The sequence below is a fragment of the Cryobacterium sp. M96 genome, assembly GCF_002929845.1.
Taxonomy (GTDB): domain Bacteria; phylum Actinomycetota; class Actinomycetes; order Actinomycetales; family Microbacteriaceae; genus Cryobacterium; species Cryobacterium sandaracinum.
In genome coordinates this window covers 170,863-187,822 of sequence record NZ_PJJS01000051.1, presented here as the reverse complement: position 1 = coordinate 187,822, position 16,960 = coordinate 170,863, and the positions used below count along the sequence as shown (strand labels likewise).

Sequence of the window (16,960 nt, the reverse complement as noted above, 5' to 3'; positions counted from 1 at the left end):
CAAAGGGCACACTCACCGCTGCAGTCCCGATGATCCGCAGTACGAGATCACGAGCGACACGACCGACCACGTGGCGATGCACAAGGGCGAGGCCCTGACGAAAATATAACCACCCGCGGCCACCAATGCAGACAAACGGCGAGCCACGGTTACGGGCGGCCTGGTTTGTAGGTTGAGACGGATGCCGCATCAGCTAACCAGTATCGCCAGGGGAAATTCGTCGCATTGCCGCCGGGTCCGCTGACGCCAACGCGTGGTCCGGTTCGGTGGGGTAACACCAGGCCATCATCCGGAACGAAAAACTTCCACTGTCCGCCAAAAAGATCGTCACCGTCGTTTGCCAGGGTTGCCCCGAAGGTTTGGGCAACGCAGCCAGGGCCCCGCGCCAGACTGCTACTGGGAAGAGGAACTTTTCGTGGTTTGCTTTCTCGACGGCTGCGGGCAATGGCGGCACCTCCCATCACGTCTCCCGCCCTGATGAGACAACCGTATGGCTGTCCTGGTTGTCCGGCGACGAGGTTCAGCGAGTGGTGCATTCCATAGGTGAAGTAGCAGTAGAGGTGCCCGGCGGGACCGAACATTGTCTTGTTCCGATTCGTCTGGCCCCGATAGGCGTGTGCGCCGGGGTCGCGTTCACCCGCGTACGCCTCGACCTCGGTAATTCGAATGGTCACAATGCCGTCGTCATCGGTGCGTTGAAGGATGCAGCCGAGAATTTCGGGTGCGACATTGAGCACCTCGCGGGCAAAGAACTCTCGGTTCGCTAGATGAAATCCGTTCGGCAAAGTCACTTGGTTATCGTATGCATTCCTGGCGAGCAACGCGCGAACGAGCGTTCAGAGCATCTCAGAAGTTGATCTGGTCTCAACGTCACGCGAAATAATTTTTTGAATGAGCAGCGCAAGAGATGCAGCGGCATGAGACGGTGACGTCGGTTCGTCGTCGTCTCCAACCTCCGCGATTCCTCCAGATCACCGAGATCGCTGTTGCTGTGGCGATTGCCTGGACACCGTTCCCTTTCCTCCCTGGAAACGCTCAGGAATTGCGGTACTATGCGCCGCTGGGCGCACTTCTGAGCATGCACCCAACCCTCATGCGTTCGCTCCGCAGCGCTTTACAAACCCTCGCTGGGCTGGCCTTCGGAATCGCCCTCGCCGGGGCCGTGCTCATCCTGAGCGAGCCCAGCGTTTAGACGATCTGGCTGGTCATCGGCCTCGGCCCCCTTATCGGAGGCATGCGATGGCTTACTGTGGGCGGAGGTCGAGCGGTTGAGCAGTTTTTGAGGCACCCTCGCCACGCACCTCAGCGATATCGGCGTGGCCTTGGTTGGGAGTTGGCCTCCCGAGCGTGAACTCCGGGCGACCAGGGGCAGCGCACTCACGGACGCGGCACGAGACGTCAGGTCGGCTGTGCAACGCGCCGATGAGAGTCGTAAGGGTAACCCTCGCGCTCGTTTCAACCGCAGAAATCTTGTTGTTGACTAGGAGGGCCTCGCGGCCCTGGAGAACGTCACCTTTCACGTGCGCAACCTGTCCGAGGTTTTTGCGGGCATGATCTGGGGTAAACCGATTCCCCTTGAGCTGCCGCCCGAACTGCCTCCGGTTCTCAGCGATGCCCTGCACGCAGTCGCAGAAACCTTGCGTGCCCCGGACGATGGCCCGCGTGATAGCGCACCCCTTGATGCCGCCGTAGCGGCAGTCGAGGCGATTCTGCACGGCATGCAAGAGTTGGGTGCCGGGGCGACGTCGCTTATCCCCACGGCCGCGATCGTCATCGATCTGAAGTGCATTTTGGTCGCCCTTCGCCCTGGGACCGAGAGAGATTCTGAAGAGTCTCCCTCGCCCGTCGTTCAGCCCGTCCCATCGCCTGTTCACGCTGCTGAGGTTCCGCGCACAGGAACCTTCTCGTTCCCGCGAGTTTTTCCTTACCCGGGTTGACCTTGGATTAGCCTTCGGTACTGTGAATGGGATTGCAGAAACTATTTCATCCGTCGAATTCGCATTAGGAGGTCATCATGCCCAACGCCATCGAGACTGTCGACGTCAACGTTCCCGTTACCGTCGCGTATAACCAGTGGACAAAATTCGAGGAGTTTCCAAAGTTTCTCAGTTTTGTTGAATCCGTCACGCAGGTGACCGACACTCTCACCGAGTGGAAGGTTAAAGTCGGTGGCGTGGAGCGCGAGTTTGAGGCTCGGATAACTGAGCAGCACCCTGACGAGCGTGTTGCCTGGAACAGCACCGGCGGCCAGGTTGACCACGCGGGAGTTGTCACGTTCCATAAGTTGGCCGCGAACGAGACACGGGTGACGGTACAGCTTGATTGGGAGGCGACAGGGCTGCTTGAGAAGGCTGGGGCCGCTCTCGGTATCGACGATCACGCCATTAAAAAAGACCTCAGGAACTTTAAGGAGTTCATCGAGGCGAAGGGAACCTCCGACGGCGGATGGCGCGGAGATGTGAAGGCCTGACGCTGCCGGAAGACCAACCTCGGCAAGCGCTACTGGATAGAGTCGTGGGTCAACCGGATCAGTGAAGGCAAATATAAAGAAATCGCACCTGAGGCTTCTCAGGAACGATTTCTGGTTTGAGTGGATCTTGCGGTTTCGTGTGGCTGCGAGTTCTTCTTCAGCGCCGTAGCTCCGGCTGTTTTTCTGTGTTCACCTGTGTCGGATGGTCTCGAACGCTGTGTGTTTCACTTTGTCCGGGCGCATGAAGTCAGTCGGGCTCGATTGCTCGTGGCACATCGAGCCGTGAACCTTCGGGTTCTCCTTGCCAGGGACTGCGCTGGTGGCTAGGGCATTGCCGGGCGGTCGCCTTCGCGCAACCAGTCGTCGAAGAAAGTCTGGAGTTGCTGGCCTGAGCTCTCTTCCATTACGGCTTCGAAGTCCGCAGTGGTCGCATTCGAGTCGTCGTACTCAGTCAGCCACAAGCGGGCGCCGGCGAAGAACGCGTCGTCACCGATCTTCGCGCGCAATGCGTACAGGGTAGCCGCGCCTCGCAGATAGACCGGATTCGCAAAGAGGCTGTCGCGACCCGGGTCTGCGATGTTGAGTGCCCAGCCGTCGTTTGCGTCCAGGTATGCCACCGTGTCGGCGAACTGATTGGAAATTGATGCGGTGCCCTGATGTTCTGCCCAGAGCCACTCGATATAGGTCGCCCAGCCTTCGTTCAGCCAGATGTCCTTCCAATCAGCCGGGGTCACAGAGTTGCCGAACCACTGGTGCCCCAGTTCGTGCACCACTGTGTTTTCGTCCGCGACCTCGGAGTACACCGGGCGGGTCTGAGTCTCCAGGGCGTAGTCGACCGAGTCGTCGTCGACAATGGCGCCGAACGACTCGAAAGGGTATCGCCCGAATTGGGCCTCCAGAAAGGTGATCATCTGGGGCTGCAGCGCGAGTGCCGCCGCTGTTTCTGCAAGAGGCGCGCCCGTCACTCCATCGTCGATCGCATTGATGATCGGCAGACCGTCCGGACTCACGTCGCGGGACAAGGCGTAGTCGCCTACGCTCGCCGTCGACAGGTAGCTGGACATCGGGTCGGATGCCCGCCACGTCCATGTTGTCCAGCCGGCCTTTGTCTTGGGCGCCCCGGCGGGCAGCCCGTTTGCCACAGCTGTCTTACCGGCCGGCACCGTGATGCGGAACCTGTAAGTTGCCTTGTCTTCCGGGTCGTCGTTCACGGGGTACCAGGTCGCCGCTCCATCGGGCTCGTTGACCACCATCGCGCCATCAGCAGTGGTGACCCACCCGTAAAGGGCCCCGGTGGTGTCTAGTGGCCGCCCGGTGATCCCGCCATATTCAATGACAATGGTCGTCGTCTGTCCTGCTTCGAGCTTCGGCCGCAGCTCAACGGTGAGTTCCCAGTATCGGTTTGCATTGTCCTGCTTCTGTGACCACTCGGCGCTGTCTTTGCCTTGCGCTTTCCCGTGTGCCGCCGCCTTGCCGTCCACCCGGACCGACGAAACGTCGAGGCCGCGTAAGTCGAAGTTAAGCGACTGCAGATCCTGCTTCGCGCGGAGTGTGATGGTCGCGACGCCGCTGAGGCGGCCTGTGAGGACCGTGGGTTCCGTCGGCGGCGTGTAGCGAAGGGCAAGGTCGTAGTGCTGGACGTCGTACCCGCCGTTGCCGGCGTTGGGGAAGTACACGTCACCGCTTCCGGCCGCGCCGGCCGTAGAGCGCGCCCCGTCCTTCCCAAGGGAGACCTGCGCCGTCTCACTGAATGCGCCAGACGCGACCGTTGTCGGCACGATTGCGACCGCTGGAGCTAACCTCGCCCTGGCGTCGGACGCGTTGGGGGTTACTGCTGTTCCGGTTCCGCAGGCGGCCAAAGCGAACACGGATAACCCCGCGAGTGCGACGGTTGTGAGCCTTCTCAATGAATCCAAGGGACATCCCCTTTGTTGGCAGTGAGGTCGAATATGGACTGGCTGGACTGGAGAAAAGCGTGAAGACGACGGTTAAATTCAGGGAATCCACAACTTAGTGCCCATCTCCGGCAACATCAACCGCGCTCATGGAATTGGCGCAGCAAGCACAGTGCACCCGGCGTCGTTGCTCCCGCGAGTGGATGTCCGTGGGACTGTGACGCGGGCTCTTCGCGTTGGTTGCCTACGTCGGTGAGTATGCGACTTGAGTCGGCGGCCACTTCCATGCGGTTACGGCAATGGCGATGAGAAGTACCACTTCGATGAAGCTACCGAGGAGGTAGTGGACCCATGCGTCGCGAATGGCCAGACAGGATGAAGACCCAGAGAGAAGGGGCGGACGATGTTAGCTGAGAGCCCAGAGAGGCAGAGTCCCGACGAAGAGACCAAGGGTCATGAGCGCGATCGCCGCCGGATGTGACGCTGGGACGTCTCCGGTTCCGAGTCTGTTGGTGATGCGGGCCAGGAGCGCATGGGTTCGTTGGCGAGAGAGCAGGCCGATGACTAGGAGCGTTAGGCAGGGTAGGCAGTAGATGACCGTATACCCGGCCAGCACCAGGAGCGCTTCACCTGTGCTGGCTTGCGCGTCGAGGAGCCTTTCGATAGCGATGAAGTAGGGGAACGCGTTGGGCAGATCGGCGGCCGTGAGTAGTGCGCCAAAAGGGAATGCAGTCCACGGGGTGAACCACGTGGGCAGTTCGATGGGTTTGCGGGGTCGGGTTCGGAAGCGTCGAACGCCAGCGATAACCACCGCGGCTCCCGCTGCCCCGAAGGCGACATAGCGCAGCGCGAGCACAATGCCGCCGACGGCGCCTGCGGCTGCGCTAGCGCCGAGAAACAGTGCTGCACCCGCCACGAACACGGTTGTGGCCGCGCCGAGAATGGTCACCAGTGCCGTTAGTCCGGGCCGACTGGGTGCAACAAGCAGGATGAGTGTGACGGCGACGATGGTCGCAGGATTGAAGGCGTCGAGGGCCGCTAGGCCGGCAATCGCGCCCAGTAGCGCTCCACTCATTGTCTTGACGCACCACCGGGTCGAGGGATCAGGGCGTCGAGGAGTGCGTCGAGTTGTGCGGGGGTGGGGGCAGGCTCGATGCCGGCGATCACGTTGGCTGCGAGTCCGTCACCGACGAGGCGGATCACCCGCGCGCGTGTGACGTCGCCCGTTTCCTTCTGAATCATGGCCTCCCACCGAGAGCCGGCTTCCTGCGCGGCGGTAGCGACGTCATCACCCGGCGACTCGACCGCCCGGTGCGCGACCGCTAAAGCTCGGAACAGAGCCACGTCATCACCCGTCGGCACGGAAAGCCTGAGCCAGGCTTCCGCCGCCCGGCCCTCCATCGACGCCGCAAGCATCGCTACGTCGAGCTCCTCCAACGCCCCGATGGCCAAGCCCTGAACAAGAGCCGCGCGCGAAGGAAAATGATGGATCAGTCCGCCCTTCGACACCCCCGCAGCACTCGCGGTGCTGTTCAAGGACGGCACAACACCGCGCTCGAGAGTGAGGTTTCGGGCTGCGCTGAGAATAAGTGACCGACGATCCATGGGACCATCCTAGATGCGAACCGACCGGTCGGTCGGACATCGTTGTTGATCGGCCAGGAGATTATCCCGGCGCAGCAGTGAGTTACTGTCGCATCCGGCAAACTCGTTTTCTTCCGGGGCACGACACAACGGTCTCACTGACCGCCGCGGGGTCCGAAACCAGATGTGACGATTCCGGCACCGGTCCCGTCATCCGCTCGCGGGCGTGGATCAGCCAGGGAACGCTGCGTCGTAGACCGCGCGAAGCTCAGCGCTGTCGGCCCCGGTGACGCCGCAGCCGGTGATCGTTCCATCGACTGCGCCGACGAGGTAGCTCTGGCCGACCACGAAGGGCACGCCCGAGAAGTCGGAGGTCATCGCGTCGACCTGCGTTACCTCCACGCGGTCGGCCACGTCGCCAGCGAAGCGCTCCCTGACCTCCAGCAGAACGGTGTCGCCCTGGATCTGCAGCACCGTCGCGGCGAACGCCTGCTCCTGCGCCGCGACGGTCGCCGGCTCGAGCCTGAGGCAGCTGCCGCTCGCGAGGCCTCCGTCCATGGGAGGCTGCAACGCCTCGACGGTGGGCTCCGGGCCGAAGACGACGAGGGGCACGACGATTGCGGCGGCGATGGCGAGGCCGGAGGCGATGCCGACCACCGGCATCCACCGCCGCAAGGCGCGTCGCGGCGCCGTGGGGGTGACGGTCGTGGTGATAGGGGATTGGTCGGTCATGATCTGCTCCATTCTGTGGTCGAGCCATGTCGGCGAGGCAGGGGGCAGCGTGCGGGCCGGATCGGCGGCACGCAGCTGATCGCGCAGCGCACGGTCATCGTCGTGCATCTTCGCTCCCTTCGTCGTACGGTACATGTCCGGTCGGGTCGCCGGATTTCAGTAGCTCCTGCTTGAGGCGAGCCTTCGCACGGTGTAGGCGGATCGCCGCTGCGTTCGCGCTGATGCCGAGCACGACGGCAATCTGCGGGCTTTTCAGCTCGTCCCATGCCCACAGCCGCAGGATCTCCGCGTCGTTTCGACGCAGGCCGGCGAGGGCGGTGGTCACGCGGGCCGTCTTGGCGGCGCCATCGACGGTGGATGCTGCGGGGTTCTCGTCCGCAGCGGCCGGCGGCGGGTCGATGGCAATGATGCGGCCGATGAGACGGATGCGCCGGCGCTCGGCGCGTTGAGCGTTGCTGAGGCACTGTCGAGCGACGACGATCGCCCAGGGAAGTGCGTCGTCGGGCACCTCGTCGAGGCGGCGCCAGCACACCAGCAGAGTGTCGCCGATCACGTCGTCGGCCGTCGCGGCGTCGGTGCGGCGGTGCAAATAGCGGCGCACAGGGTCGACGACGAGCACGGCGAGGTTATGCATCCGCTTCTCGCGATCGGTGTCGGTCACAACTCTCATACTGAGGGATGTCCGGCAGGGGCGTGGGGATTTCAGGCGAGGTGCTTTCGCACTGCAGGAGATCGGCGGTGACCGTAGACCGGGTGCAGCGAGAGGATAATTCGGGAAAGCAGCTCTGTCACAAGAGTGGTCACGCCACATGTTCGGTGTGGCGTTTTTCTATGCCGTTTTCCAGGAGTTCCCATGTCCGCACGACCCTGGCTCATCACCTCAGCTCTCATGGTGGCCGCGATCACCCTTGTCGGCTGCGCCCAGCCCGCGCCGGAGTCGAGCAAGCCACCGGTGGCGGAGCCGGCGCGATGGTCTTGCGACGGCGCGAGCGGACCGGCATCGTGGGCGGAGGTGGACCCCGGCTTCGCGGCCTGCGGCGCGGGCACCGCCCAGTCCCCGATCGACCTGCCCGCGACCATGCCCGCACCGAGCTCGGTCATCCAGCTGAGCGCGGAGGACGCGGAGGCCGATGTGTTCGACACCGGGCACGCGGTGGAGTTCGAGGCCGACGGCGAGGGCGAGACCCTGACTTTCGCCGGCGACGAGTGCAGTCTGCAGCAGATGCACGCCCACGTGCCGTCGGAGCACACCGTGAACGGCCAGCTGGCGGCGGCCGAGCTGCACCTGGTGCACGCGGATGCGGCTGGCAATCCACTGGTGCTGGGCATCCTCGTGGCCGAGGGGCAAACATCCGGCGTCCTGGCGCCGTTCATCGACAGGGCCACGCATATGGCTGACGACGAGGACGTGACAATGGATATCGCGGCCGTGCTGCCGCGGACGCTGGACAACTACGAGTACTCGGGCAGTCTGACCACACCGCCGTGCACCGAGGATGTGCAGTGGGTCGTGACGAGCACGCCGATCTCGATGTCGGCGGAGCAGATCGGCACACTTGAAGGCACACACAGTCACAACGCACGGCCGGCGCAGCCGCTGGGGGACCGGGATGTGGTTGGCGGATCCGCGAAGCTCGGGATCGAGGGGTAGCGGCCGGGTCGTTCCGGGCCAGCGCGCCGGGGCTTTCGGGCCCCGGAACCCATCAGTGGCGATTGTGGGCAGGCTGAAGTTCGCCAGCAGCAAGGCTTCGCTGGAAGGCCTCGCATCTGCCGCCAAAGTCCGATGGAACTCGACACTGCTAGGTTTGCGGCATGGACGAAATTTCAGTCCGCGACGAAATCGTCTATGTCTGTGATCCAGCCCTTCGCGCCTATCTGCGCAGATTAATACGGAACGCCGTGTAGTTGGCCGTGTCTCCTCGCGATCGCCATCATGCGAGGCACGTTCAGGCACGGAACCACGGGGATCTGCACAGCTACCGGCTGACTAGGTGAGTCCGCGGAAGCTCCCCGAACGCCACGCTCTGCTCGACATCCAGGGTCAACGCGTCATCCCGAAACTCGAGCGTGTACGTGCGCGAGAACGGCGTGCCCACGTTGTGCGCCCGCACGACCAGAGTGCCGGGGGAGACCCACGCGCCGCTCGCCAGTACCCGGGCATCGGCGGATGCCACCCATTCGCCGTGGCCGAAGGCTAGCCGCCGGCCCACGCCGCCACGGATGATCGTGAGCAGTCCCGGCTCGAAAGTTACCGCGGTCACGTCCGCATCGTCGAAGTCGAAGCGGACGCCCGCCACCCGCGCCGCCGTCTGTGACGTGGGTTCGCCCACGACGGTCGGCAGGGTGAGGCCCGCCAGCTTTCCGGCAAGACCACTCGGTATCTCTGCGAGCGGCTGGTCGGTGAAAGCGGGCAGCAGGTGTTCCCAGACGAGATCGAGCGCGCGCTGCGCGGTCGGGAGCGCCGCAGTCAGCACGACCACGGCATCCGTTTCTGGAAGCACGAGGCAGAACTGACCGAACGCTCCGTCAGCGCGGTAACCGGTCGGCCGGTTTCGCCAGAACTGGTAGCCGTAGCCCTGACGGCCGTCGACGTCGTGCTCGGTGCCCGACGTGTCCACCTGCACCCGGGTGGCCTCGTCGATCCACTCCGCCGGCACGAGTCGCGTGCCGTTCCATTCGCCGCGTTGCAGCAGCAGCTGGCCGAAGGTCGCGAGCTGCTCGGTCGTGAGGGAGAGCCCCCAGCCGCCGGCGTCGATGCCGCGCGGGCAGGACTCCCACGTGGCGCCGATGATGCCGAGCGGGTCGAACAGTCGCGGGGTGAGGTAGTCGAACAGGCGCTCTCCGGTGAGCCGCTGCAGGATCGCCGAGAGCAGGTAGCTCGCGCCGCTGTTGTAGACGTAGTGGGTGCCCGGCGCGAACTCGAGGGGCTGGGCCAGGATGGTGCGCGCCCAGTTGTCACCGTGCGAGTCGTCGGCGAGCGACACCGTGTCGGTGGGATGCCCCGTGGTCATGGTGAGCAGATGGCGCACAGTCAGCGCGGCCAGGTGCGGGTGGATCTGCTTGGGCAGGTCGTCTGGTAGCAGGTCGACGACGAGGTCGTCGAGCGTGAGCCGGCCCTCGCCGATGGCGAGCCCGACGGCGATCGAGGTGAAGCTCTTGCTCACCGAGAACATGAGGTGCGGATGCTGCGCCGCGAAGGGATACCACCAGCCCTCCGCAATGACGCAACCGTGTCGAACGACCATGAGGCTGTGCAGGCTCTCGAGCTGCGCCTCCGCCGCGGCGATGAAATCGAGAATGGCGGCGGAGGAGATTCCCTCGGCCTCGGGGGTGCTGCGGGGGAGCGGGTTCATGGTTCAATTGTGCCGGGTCGAGCAAATGCCGGCACTCGAGTCGTCGCCGGCGGCCACCTTTCGGGTCCGATGCTGTCTGAACCGCCCGATTTCAGCCCACGGAGGCTAAACTTTTTGCATGCGAACCGTAGGTCCTCGAGTTCGAATCGTGGTGGCCGATGATCATCCACTGTTTCGGCGTGCGCTGGAGCAGACGATCAGGGACCAGGGTGATTTCCAGCTTGTCGGCCAGGCCTCGGATGGTGGCGAGGCGATGGAGTTGATACGCGAGCTGGCCCCGAATGTCGCAGTTCTCGATGTCAGAATGCCCGTTTTGGATGGCCTCCAGGTGGTCAATGCTGTGTGTCGCGATGGGCTCTCGACCCGGGTGATCCTCCTTTCGGCCTACGTCGACGGATCAGTGGCCTTTGACGCTGTGGCCGTGGGTGCCAGTGCCTACCTCTCCAAGAGCGTCGATCCACAACTTCTCACGGACACGATCCGCGCCGTGAGCCGGGGCGAGACAGTGCTCGGTTCGGAAGTGCAAGCTTCTCTGGCAGCCGAAATCCGTCTCCGGGGAGCACAGGAGCGCCCCACGCTGTCCAAGCGTGAACTGGAGATCCTCGTGCACGTCGCTGAGGGTCGATCCGCACCGCAGATTGCACAACTCCTCTTTCTGTCCACGCCGACGATCAAGAGTCATCTTCAGGGACTGTACGAGAAGCTCGGGGTCTCGGATCGAGCCGCAGCCGTTGCGGAGGGGATGCGGCGCAGGCTGTTGGAATGACGTCGCGACCCCGGTTGATGTCTCGCCAGAGCGGAGCTTTCGCCGTCATCCGACTGGCTGCGGTGCCGGTATTCCTTCTGGCCGAGCGGCTGGTCGAACATCCCGAGGCCAATCAAGCCCTGTTCACCCCATTGCTGGCGTTGGCGGCCCTTTACGCTGTTGCCGCCATGGTCTCGGAGGTGTGTGGACGGCCGCTCAGCACGCCGGCTGTTCTCGTCGCAGTCGACATTGTCTTGATCGCAGCTCTTGTGGCGACCTCCGGAGGTCCGTTTTCCCAGCTACGCTACGCATTCTTCCTGTTACCCCTTGGTGCGGCGCTGCTCGTGAGCCCCCGTCTGACGGCCGCGTTCTCGGCGGCTGGATTGTCACTGTATGCCCTCATCGCCGTAACCTATCCGGAATTTGCCCAGGTCCCGAGGGATGCCGTCGGTTTCGAAATCACGCAGATTCTCTTTCTAGCCTGGACCGGCTCCGCTGCAAGCGTTCTGTCGGCGATTCTGGCGCGCCGAACGCGTGAAGTGTCTGAGCTTCTGGCGGTCCGCGGCCGTCTTGTGGCGCAAGCCCTGGATGCGGAAGACCAGGCGCGAAGACTATTGGCGACGTCGCTGCACGACCACGCACTTCAGAATCTTCTCGCCGCCCGCCACCTCCTGGCGTCTGAGGGGCGTGACAATGCAGCTTTGATCGGTGAGGGGCTGGACCGCGGAATCTCTCAAATACGGGAGGCCGTCTTTGACCTCCACCCGTATCTTCTCGAACCAGTCGGACTGCGTGGTGCCATTCACGCCATCGCCGCACGTGCGGGCGATCGCGGGGGATTCGACGCTTCCGTCGAGGTCGAGGCAGCGGCGAGCGGCGTGCACGATCAGTTATTGTTCGCAATCGCCCGCGAGCTGGTCGCCAACTGCGTCAAACACGCTCACGCCACGTCCATGTCGATTTCCATCCGAAGATTGGCCGACACGGTCGAGCTGATCGTGGTCGACGATGGAGTGGGAATCGATTCGAGCGAGGTCGAGCGGGCTCCCTTGAATGGGCATATCGGCCTTGCCTCCAGCGCCGAGCGCGCCGTGGCGATCGGCGGAACCTTCGAATACGGCGCCGGAACAGACGGCCGAGGTACGCGGGTCCGTGTGTGCCTGCCGATGCCGGCGCGTTCCAGAGCGGCCTGATCAGAGCTCTGCACAGTCGATCGGATGACCTCCGATCGGCTCCAGCGTCTACCTGAGGTTTCATCCGGTCGTGTCTCGAGTGGCCGACGTCCACACCGCAAGACTGACTGCATGGAACATGTGAGTGCAACGCGCAGCGAGCTTTTGGCACGACGCGGCCAGATCAAACTCGCCGTGCAGGGCAGGGACCTTCTCAGTGAGAAGCGTGCGGCCCTGATGCGAGAGTTTCAGCGACTCGGGACATCCGTTCTCGAGGCAATGCGCGAGTTCGAGCGTGGCGCGGGAGTCGCTCGCCGGTCGCTGGGCGAGGCCCTGGCGCTTGACGGACCGGAGTATGTCGGATCCGCCGCGATTGCCGCGTCGGCAAGCGTCGGTGTTGAGCTCACCGCTCGCTCCGTGGCCGGGGTCCGGATCGCTGAACTGTCCCACGACCCGGTGGCGCGGTCGAGCATGGCCCGCGGTTACGGGCTGCCGTTCTCCTCGGCGCGAGTCGATGTCGCCGGCGACGAGTTCGAGCGTCAACTTGACCGGCTCCTGGATCTCGCGGCGGTCGAACTCACTCTGCGTCGCCTGGCCGAAGAGATCGCCAGCACGACCCGGCGCGTGAGCGCACTGGAGAACGTCGTGATACCCCGACTCGAAGGCGAACGTGACTTCATCGCCCTGGTTCTCGACGAACGCGAGCTGGAGGACCGGGTCCGCCTGATGCGCGCGAAGAGTATGCGGATGAATGAGCCGGACGAAATGGCGGTTGTCGCGTGACCACCCGAGGTGTGCAGAAAATGCCGGGAGCGATCAACGCCATCCGCGACTTGGAGCGTACGCTCTCGGACACCGTGAAGCACCGTGCCTTTGCAGCTGAGAGCCGTCAGGACGCCCGGCGGGAGGCTGATCGCCTCATTGCCGAAGCCCAAGACCGTGGTTCGCGTGCCGCGGAGCGCGCCCGCGAGGAAGTGAGTTCAGCCAGCGAGCTCGAGACCGGGTCGATCCGAGCGGAAGCGGACGCCGAGATCGCTGCACTGCACCTGTGGCTGACCACCGAGCGAGCCGCCCTGCTCGCCGAGATGCGGGCAGTAGCCGCTCCCGAGACTTTCGACCGTTCGGATGCCTAGCCGATGCTGATCCCCATGGCCAAGTTGCAAATCGCGGGCCGTCGCGAAGAACTGAGTGCGGTTCTCGAAGGTATCTACCGTCTCCAGGGCATGCAATTGGTCGACGTTGCCCGCGATCCGGCGCTCGATGTCGATGCCGCCGGTTTGAATGACGCCAACTCCCTCACGCAGGCGCGTCTTGAACTCCTCGTCGCCCGCCTCGACGCACTGCTCGCACTCGTCGGCAGCGATGATCGAGGTGACTCTCGTCTCCATGGGGACCCGGATCCCGTCAGCGGTGCTGTCGACCTGGCCGACGTCGAGGCCGAGCTCGACCGCATCAGCATTCTGGTACAGGAAGCCGCCCAACATCTTGATTCGCTCACGGATGAGCTGGCGGTGCTGCCCAGGTACCTGCACCCGCTGGAGCAACTGGCGAGACTGGTGCCAGAGCTTGCGGCCCTCCCCGAATACGAGTTACAGAAACTCGGGCTGGACACCGCGGCTCTGGTACTGAATACGTCCGATGACACATTGGTCGACACGTTACGGCGCGAACTGACCGAGGTGTTCGGAGTGCGCTTCGATCTCACCTCGGCCCGGGTCGGCACGGATGCGATCGGCTGTTTGCTCGTCTTCTCACACAGCGACAGCGCACGCCTGCACGCCCTCCTGGGGCAGGAACACGTTCGGCACCTGCCCCTCCCAAGCGCCTACTCCGGGCAGTCTCTCTTCGGAGCTCTGGCAGGGATGCGTACGCGGCTGGATGCCCTTCCGCGGGAGCTCGCTGACGCGCATCAGGTGCTGGAGGAGCTCATCGGCCCGCACGTGGAGGCATGGCACGTCACGCTTGCGGGCGCTCGCGCGGAACTCGAACAACTCGCCGCCGCCGCCGGGGCCGGGGTAACCGACCGCGCATTCGCCGTCGTCGGCTGGGTTCCGCGCCCACACGTGGCTCGTTTCCACGAGGCACTCGCCGCTCTCTCGATGGGTCCGCTCGCAATCGAGGAACTACCTCACGACGAACGTGCCCACAGCACACCGGTGCTGATGAAGGAGCGCCGGGTGGCGCGCCCGTTCGGCCTTCTGACCCGCTTTTTGGACAACCCCCGTGCCGCCAGTCTGGACCCCACCGGGCTGATGGCGCTTTTCCTGCCGTTGATGTTCGGCGTGATGGTCGGCGATGTGGTGTACGGCACGGCTCTTCTTCTCGTCGGCCTCTGGGCTCGCCGGAAATTTGGCAGGATTTCCCCCGGTATCGCCGACTTGTGCAGCGTTCTGGTGTTCGGTGCGATCTGGGCGATCATCTTCGGTTTCCTTTTCGGAGAGGCTTTGGGCAATCTCGGTAAAAACCTCTTCGGTGACTTCTCGCTGTGGTTCTACCGCGGCGACGCAAACGCATTGCAGCCGCTCCTGCTGTTCGCACTGGCGATCGGGGCTGCGCACGTACTGCTCGGCGTTGTCCTCGGCATGTGGCAATCGTGGCGGGACCGCGCGCACCGTCACCTCCTCGATCGGGTGGGAACGTTCGCTTTCCTGTGCGGGATGTTGGGTCTGGCCGGTTTTGCGGCAGGCGCCCTGCCGCCGGGATTCATGTCGCCGGCAATAGCCCTGACCGTGGTCGGCCTGGTCCTCGTGATGTCGCTCCACGGCACTCTCGGGTTGATAATGGCGCCGCTGGAGCTGCTCGGCGCGATTGGGAACATCCTCTCCTATCTGCGGCTGGCCGCCGTCGGCCTTGCGTCGGTATACCTCGCCATCGTCGCCAACGAGCTCGCCACCGTGGGCCCGCTCTGGCTCGGCATCATCGTCGCGACGTTCTTTCACGTACTCAACCTCGCTCTCGCAGGTTTCAGCCCCATGATCCAAGCGCTACGACTTCATTACGTCGAGTTCTTCTCGAAGTTCTTCATTGGCGGCGGTCAAGCCTTCATCCCGTTCGGAAAATCACACTCATAACCCAGGAGAAAAAAATGGACATTGGAATCGGACTCATCGCAATCGGCGCGGCCCTCGCAGTAGGCATCTCGGCGCTGGCAACCGGGCTGGCTCAAGCCCGAATCGGTGCGGCAGCCATGGGTGCCATCGCCGAGAAGCCGGAACTCGCCGGCAGGGCCATTCTGCTGGTCGCGATCCCGGAGACCCTGGTCATCCTTGGTTTCGCCGTGGCTGCTATGGCAATCCTCCTGCTGCCGGCCTGATGCCGCTCACAGACCTGCTTCAGGCCATCCAGGCCGAAGCCGACGACGATATCGCGGCGGACCTGCGAGCGCTGCGAGCTGAGGCGGACGCCACGGTCGCCGAGGCTTCCACCAGGGCGCACGGGCTTGAGCGTGAGCTCGAACTGCGGGCCACGGCCGAATCCCAGGTCGATGCCGGCCGGCGAATAGCAGCCGCCCGTCTTGCCGCCGTCCGCCAAGTCCGTCTTGCTCGCGAAGAGGCCTATCTCGCGCTGCGGGCGGACCTCGCGGAGGAATTGAGGTCAGCCCGGTACTCACCGGCGTACCCGCGGCTATTGGGCGAGCTCATCCAGGGTGCGATCGCGGCACTCCCCGGCACCGTGCTGATCCGGGTGGACCCCCGCGATGCGATCACTGCTCAGGAGCTGCTGGCGAGCACCGTTCCCCCCGTGACGCTTGAAGCGTCGCTATCGACCTGGGGTGGGATCCACGCGGTCGATCCCGATGGCCGCACTGTGATCAACACTCTGGAACAGCGCCTGGTCGATGCCGAACCCTGCCTTCGGATGCTCTATGCACGAACCATCGTCACTGCGGGAAGCGAAAGCAGCTGATGGCGATCCTGCGGGTGCGTCCCCGCTTCGAGTACGGAAACACCCGGCTCCGGGTCCGGCGGCTTGATCGCATGGGGGAGAAGCAGCTCTCCGAACTGATGGGACGCGACGTCGACGGCCTGCTGGGTGCGCTCGCCTCGACGGCGCTCCGAGCCGAGGCCGAAGCTGCACTTGCCCGCGGCGGCGGCGTGCGGCTTTTGAACGCCGCACTTCGAGGGCATGAAGCCCGCGAACTCGAGTCGATGCGCGGGTTCTACAGTGAAGCTGCGCTACACCTGGTCGACCTCCTGTTGGCCCGATTCGACTTGCACAATCTGCTCGTGCTGCTGCGTGGTGCTCTGCGGAGCGCAGACGAAGAGCAGGTGCTCGACGAGATCATCCCCGTGGGCGCCTTCACCGACCTCCTGGCCCGTGAAATCGTTCGCCAACACGAGCCGGCTGCTGTTGTCTCGCTGCTGGCGGGCTGGGAGCTGCCCGACGTCGTCACAGCGCGCGCCACCGTGGACGCCTTTGCCACCTACGAACGTGATGGCAACCTCGGCCAATTTGAGAGCACAATCACTGCCGCCCACACGGGATGGGTTGTCGGCGAACTTGATGACCTTGGCAGTGAGGCCGTCGACCTCCGCGCCTCGCTTGCGCGCAGCGTCGACGAAACCAATGTGATCGCGCTGCTGCGACTTCGTTCCGCACTGTCCCGTCGCGAAATGTCCAAGCTGCCCGACGTCGCACCCTGGCTACCCGGTGGCGGAATCGTCACCTCCACACTGGAGTCGGCGTTGAGGCAGGCCGAAGACACCGAGGCTGCTGCACTTCTTTCCGCGTCGGCCCGCTACCTTGACAGCCCGCTTGAGGCCTGGTCGCGCGACGGCGACGTCGCGAGGACTCAGCGCGCTTTGGAGCAGCAGCGGGTGCTGAACGAGATCTCGCTGTTTCGCCGCGGAGATCCCTCGGGTATCGCCATTCCGATCGCTTACGTCGCCGAGTTGGCACTGGAGACGCGGAATCTCCGGGTGTTGGCCCAGGGCGCTGCTCTGGGGACTTCTCCGGGTGACCTCGATGGGCAGCTTCTCTTGCCGAAGGCCCGACGATGATGAGCGTGA

The 16,960-nt window shown here is 64.1% G+C and carries 19 protein-coding genes; 12 read left to right on the top strand and 7 right to left on the bottom strand.

What is annotated here, in order from left to right:
* On the top strand, positions 1–109 hold a 109-nt coding region (locus tag CXY79_RS11985), incomplete at its 5' end, for a DUF2945 domain-containing protein (RefSeq protein WP_146068132.1).
* A gap of 40 nt (positions 110–149) precedes the next feature.
* Here the strand turns inward: CXY79_RS11985 and CXY79_RS11980 are convergent.
* Entirely contained in the window at positions 150–791 is a 642-nt protein-coding gene (locus tag CXY79_RS11980) for a DNA-3-methyladenine glycosylase (RefSeq protein ID WP_104101678.1), read from the bottom strand.
* Positions 792–1,520: 729 nt separating this feature from the next.
* Here CXY79_RS11980 and CXY79_RS16035 point away from each other — a divergent pair.
* Together CXY79_RS16035 and CXY79_RS11965 are read left to right on the top strand one after the other, a co-directional pair.
* A complete protein-coding gene (locus CXY79_RS16035) occupies positions 1,521–1,937 on the top strand; it encodes a hypothetical protein (RefSeq protein ID WP_134373419.1) in 417 nt (138 codons plus the stop codon).
* 77 nt (positions 1,938–2,014) lie between these two features.
* Positions 2,015–2,470 carry an SRPBCC family protein gene (locus tag CXY79_RS11965; protein WP_104101671.1) on the top strand — a complete coding sequence of 152 codons (456 nt, stop codon included), beginning with the start codon at positions 2,015–2,017 and terminating at the stop codon, positions 2,468–2,470.
* 323 nt (positions 2,471–2,793) lie between these two features.
* On the opposite strand, the gene CXY79_RS11960 is transcribed toward CXY79_RS11965, so the two are convergent.
* From CXY79_RS11960 to CXY79_RS11940, 5 genes are all read right to left on the bottom strand, one after another.
* Positions 2,794–4,146, bottom strand: coding sequence for a M1 family metallopeptidase (locus CXY79_RS11960; protein WP_233191446.1), 1,353 nt, complete (start codon positions 4,144–4,146; stop codon positions 2,794–2,796).
* Between the two features lie 625 nt (positions 4,147–4,771).
* Positions 4,772–5,440 carry a GAP family protein gene (locus CXY79_RS11955; RefSeq protein WP_104101668.1) on the bottom strand — a complete coding sequence of 223 codons (669 nt, stop codon included), beginning with the start codon at positions 5,438–5,440 and terminating at the stop codon, positions 4,772–4,774.
* Complete coding sequence (locus tag CXY79_RS11950) at positions 5,437–5,970, bottom strand: TetR/AcrR family transcriptional regulator (RefSeq protein WP_104101666.1); 534 nt, start codon at positions 5,968–5,970, stop codon at positions 5,437–5,439. The genes CXY79_RS11955 and CXY79_RS11950 overlap by 4 nt, the downstream gene beginning before the upstream one ends.
* Before the next feature lie 210 nt (positions 5,971–6,180).
* Positions 6,181–6,789, bottom strand: a complete 609-nt coding sequence (locus CXY79_RS11945) for a hypothetical protein (protein ID WP_104101664.1) — start codon at positions 6,787–6,789, stop codon at positions 6,181–6,183.
* Complete coding sequence (locus CXY79_RS11940) at positions 6,776–7,342, bottom strand: RNA polymerase sigma factor (protein ID WP_104101734.1); 567 nt, start codon at positions 7,340–7,342, stop codon at positions 6,776–6,778. The genes CXY79_RS11945 and CXY79_RS11940 overlap by 14 nt, the downstream gene beginning before the upstream one ends.
* A gap of 192 nt (positions 7,343–7,534) precedes the next feature.
* On the opposite strand from CXY79_RS11940, the gene CXY79_RS11935 reads away from it, so the two are divergent.
* Entirely contained in the window at positions 7,535–8,332 is a 798-nt protein-coding gene (locus tag CXY79_RS11935; RefSeq protein WP_104101662.1) for a carbonic anhydrase, read from the top strand.
* Positions 8,333–8,657: 325 nt separating this feature from the next.
* On the opposite strand, the gene CXY79_RS11930 is transcribed toward CXY79_RS11935, so the two are convergent.
* Entirely contained in the window at positions 8,658–10,034 is a 1,377-nt protein-coding gene (locus tag CXY79_RS11930; RefSeq protein ID WP_104101660.1) for a serine hydrolase, read from the bottom strand.
* A gap of 148 nt (positions 10,035–10,182) precedes the next feature.
* Between CXY79_RS11930 and CXY79_RS11925 the strand changes: the two genes are divergently transcribed.
* From CXY79_RS11925 to CXY79_RS11890, 8 genes are all read left to right on the top strand, one after another.
* Positions 10,183–10,800, top strand: coding sequence for a response regulator transcription factor (locus CXY79_RS11925; protein WP_198412859.1), 618 nt, complete (start codon positions 10,183–10,185; stop codon positions 10,798–10,800).
* Complete coding sequence (locus CXY79_RS11920) at positions 10,797–11,972, top strand: sensor histidine kinase (protein ID WP_104101655.1); 1,176 nt, start codon at positions 10,797–10,799, stop codon at positions 11,970–11,972. Before CXY79_RS11925 ends, CXY79_RS11920 begins: the two co-directional genes overlap by 4 nt.
* A gap of 111 nt (positions 11,973–12,083) precedes the next feature.
* The gene (locus CXY79_RS11915) at positions 12,084–12,734 is read left to right on the top strand and encodes a V-type ATP synthase subunit D (RefSeq protein ID WP_158250284.1); all 651 of its coding nucleotides are present in this window, start codon (positions 12,084–12,086) and stop codon (positions 12,732–12,734) included.
* A complete protein-coding gene (locus CXY79_RS11910) occupies positions 12,731–13,084 on the top strand; it encodes a hypothetical protein (protein WP_104101650.1) in 354 nt (117 codons plus the stop codon). The genes CXY79_RS11915 and CXY79_RS11910 overlap by 4 nt, the downstream gene beginning before the upstream one ends.
* A gap of 15 nt (positions 13,085–13,099) precedes the next feature.
* Entirely contained in the window at positions 13,100–15,022 is a 1,923-nt protein-coding gene (locus tag CXY79_RS11905; RefSeq protein ID WP_158250283.1) for a V-type ATP synthase subunit I, read from the top strand.
* Positions 15,023–15,036: 14 nt separating this feature from the next.
* A complete protein-coding gene (locus CXY79_RS11900; protein WP_198412860.1) occupies positions 15,037–15,264 on the top strand; it encodes a hypothetical protein in 228 nt (75 codons plus the stop codon).
* Positions 15,264–15,857, top strand: coding sequence for a V-type ATP synthase subunit E (locus tag CXY79_RS11895; RefSeq protein ID WP_104101643.1), 594 nt, complete (start codon positions 15,264–15,266; stop codon positions 15,855–15,857). The genes CXY79_RS11900 and CXY79_RS11895 overlap by 1 nt, the downstream gene beginning before the upstream one ends.
* Positions 15,857–16,951: a V-type ATPase subunit gene (locus CXY79_RS11890; RefSeq protein ID WP_104101641.1), complete on the top strand. Its 1,095-nt coding sequence runs from the start codon at positions 15,857–15,859 to the stop codon at positions 16,949–16,951. Before CXY79_RS11895 ends, CXY79_RS11890 begins: the two co-directional genes overlap by 1 nt.
* Positions 16,952–16,960: the final 9 nt, after the last annotated feature.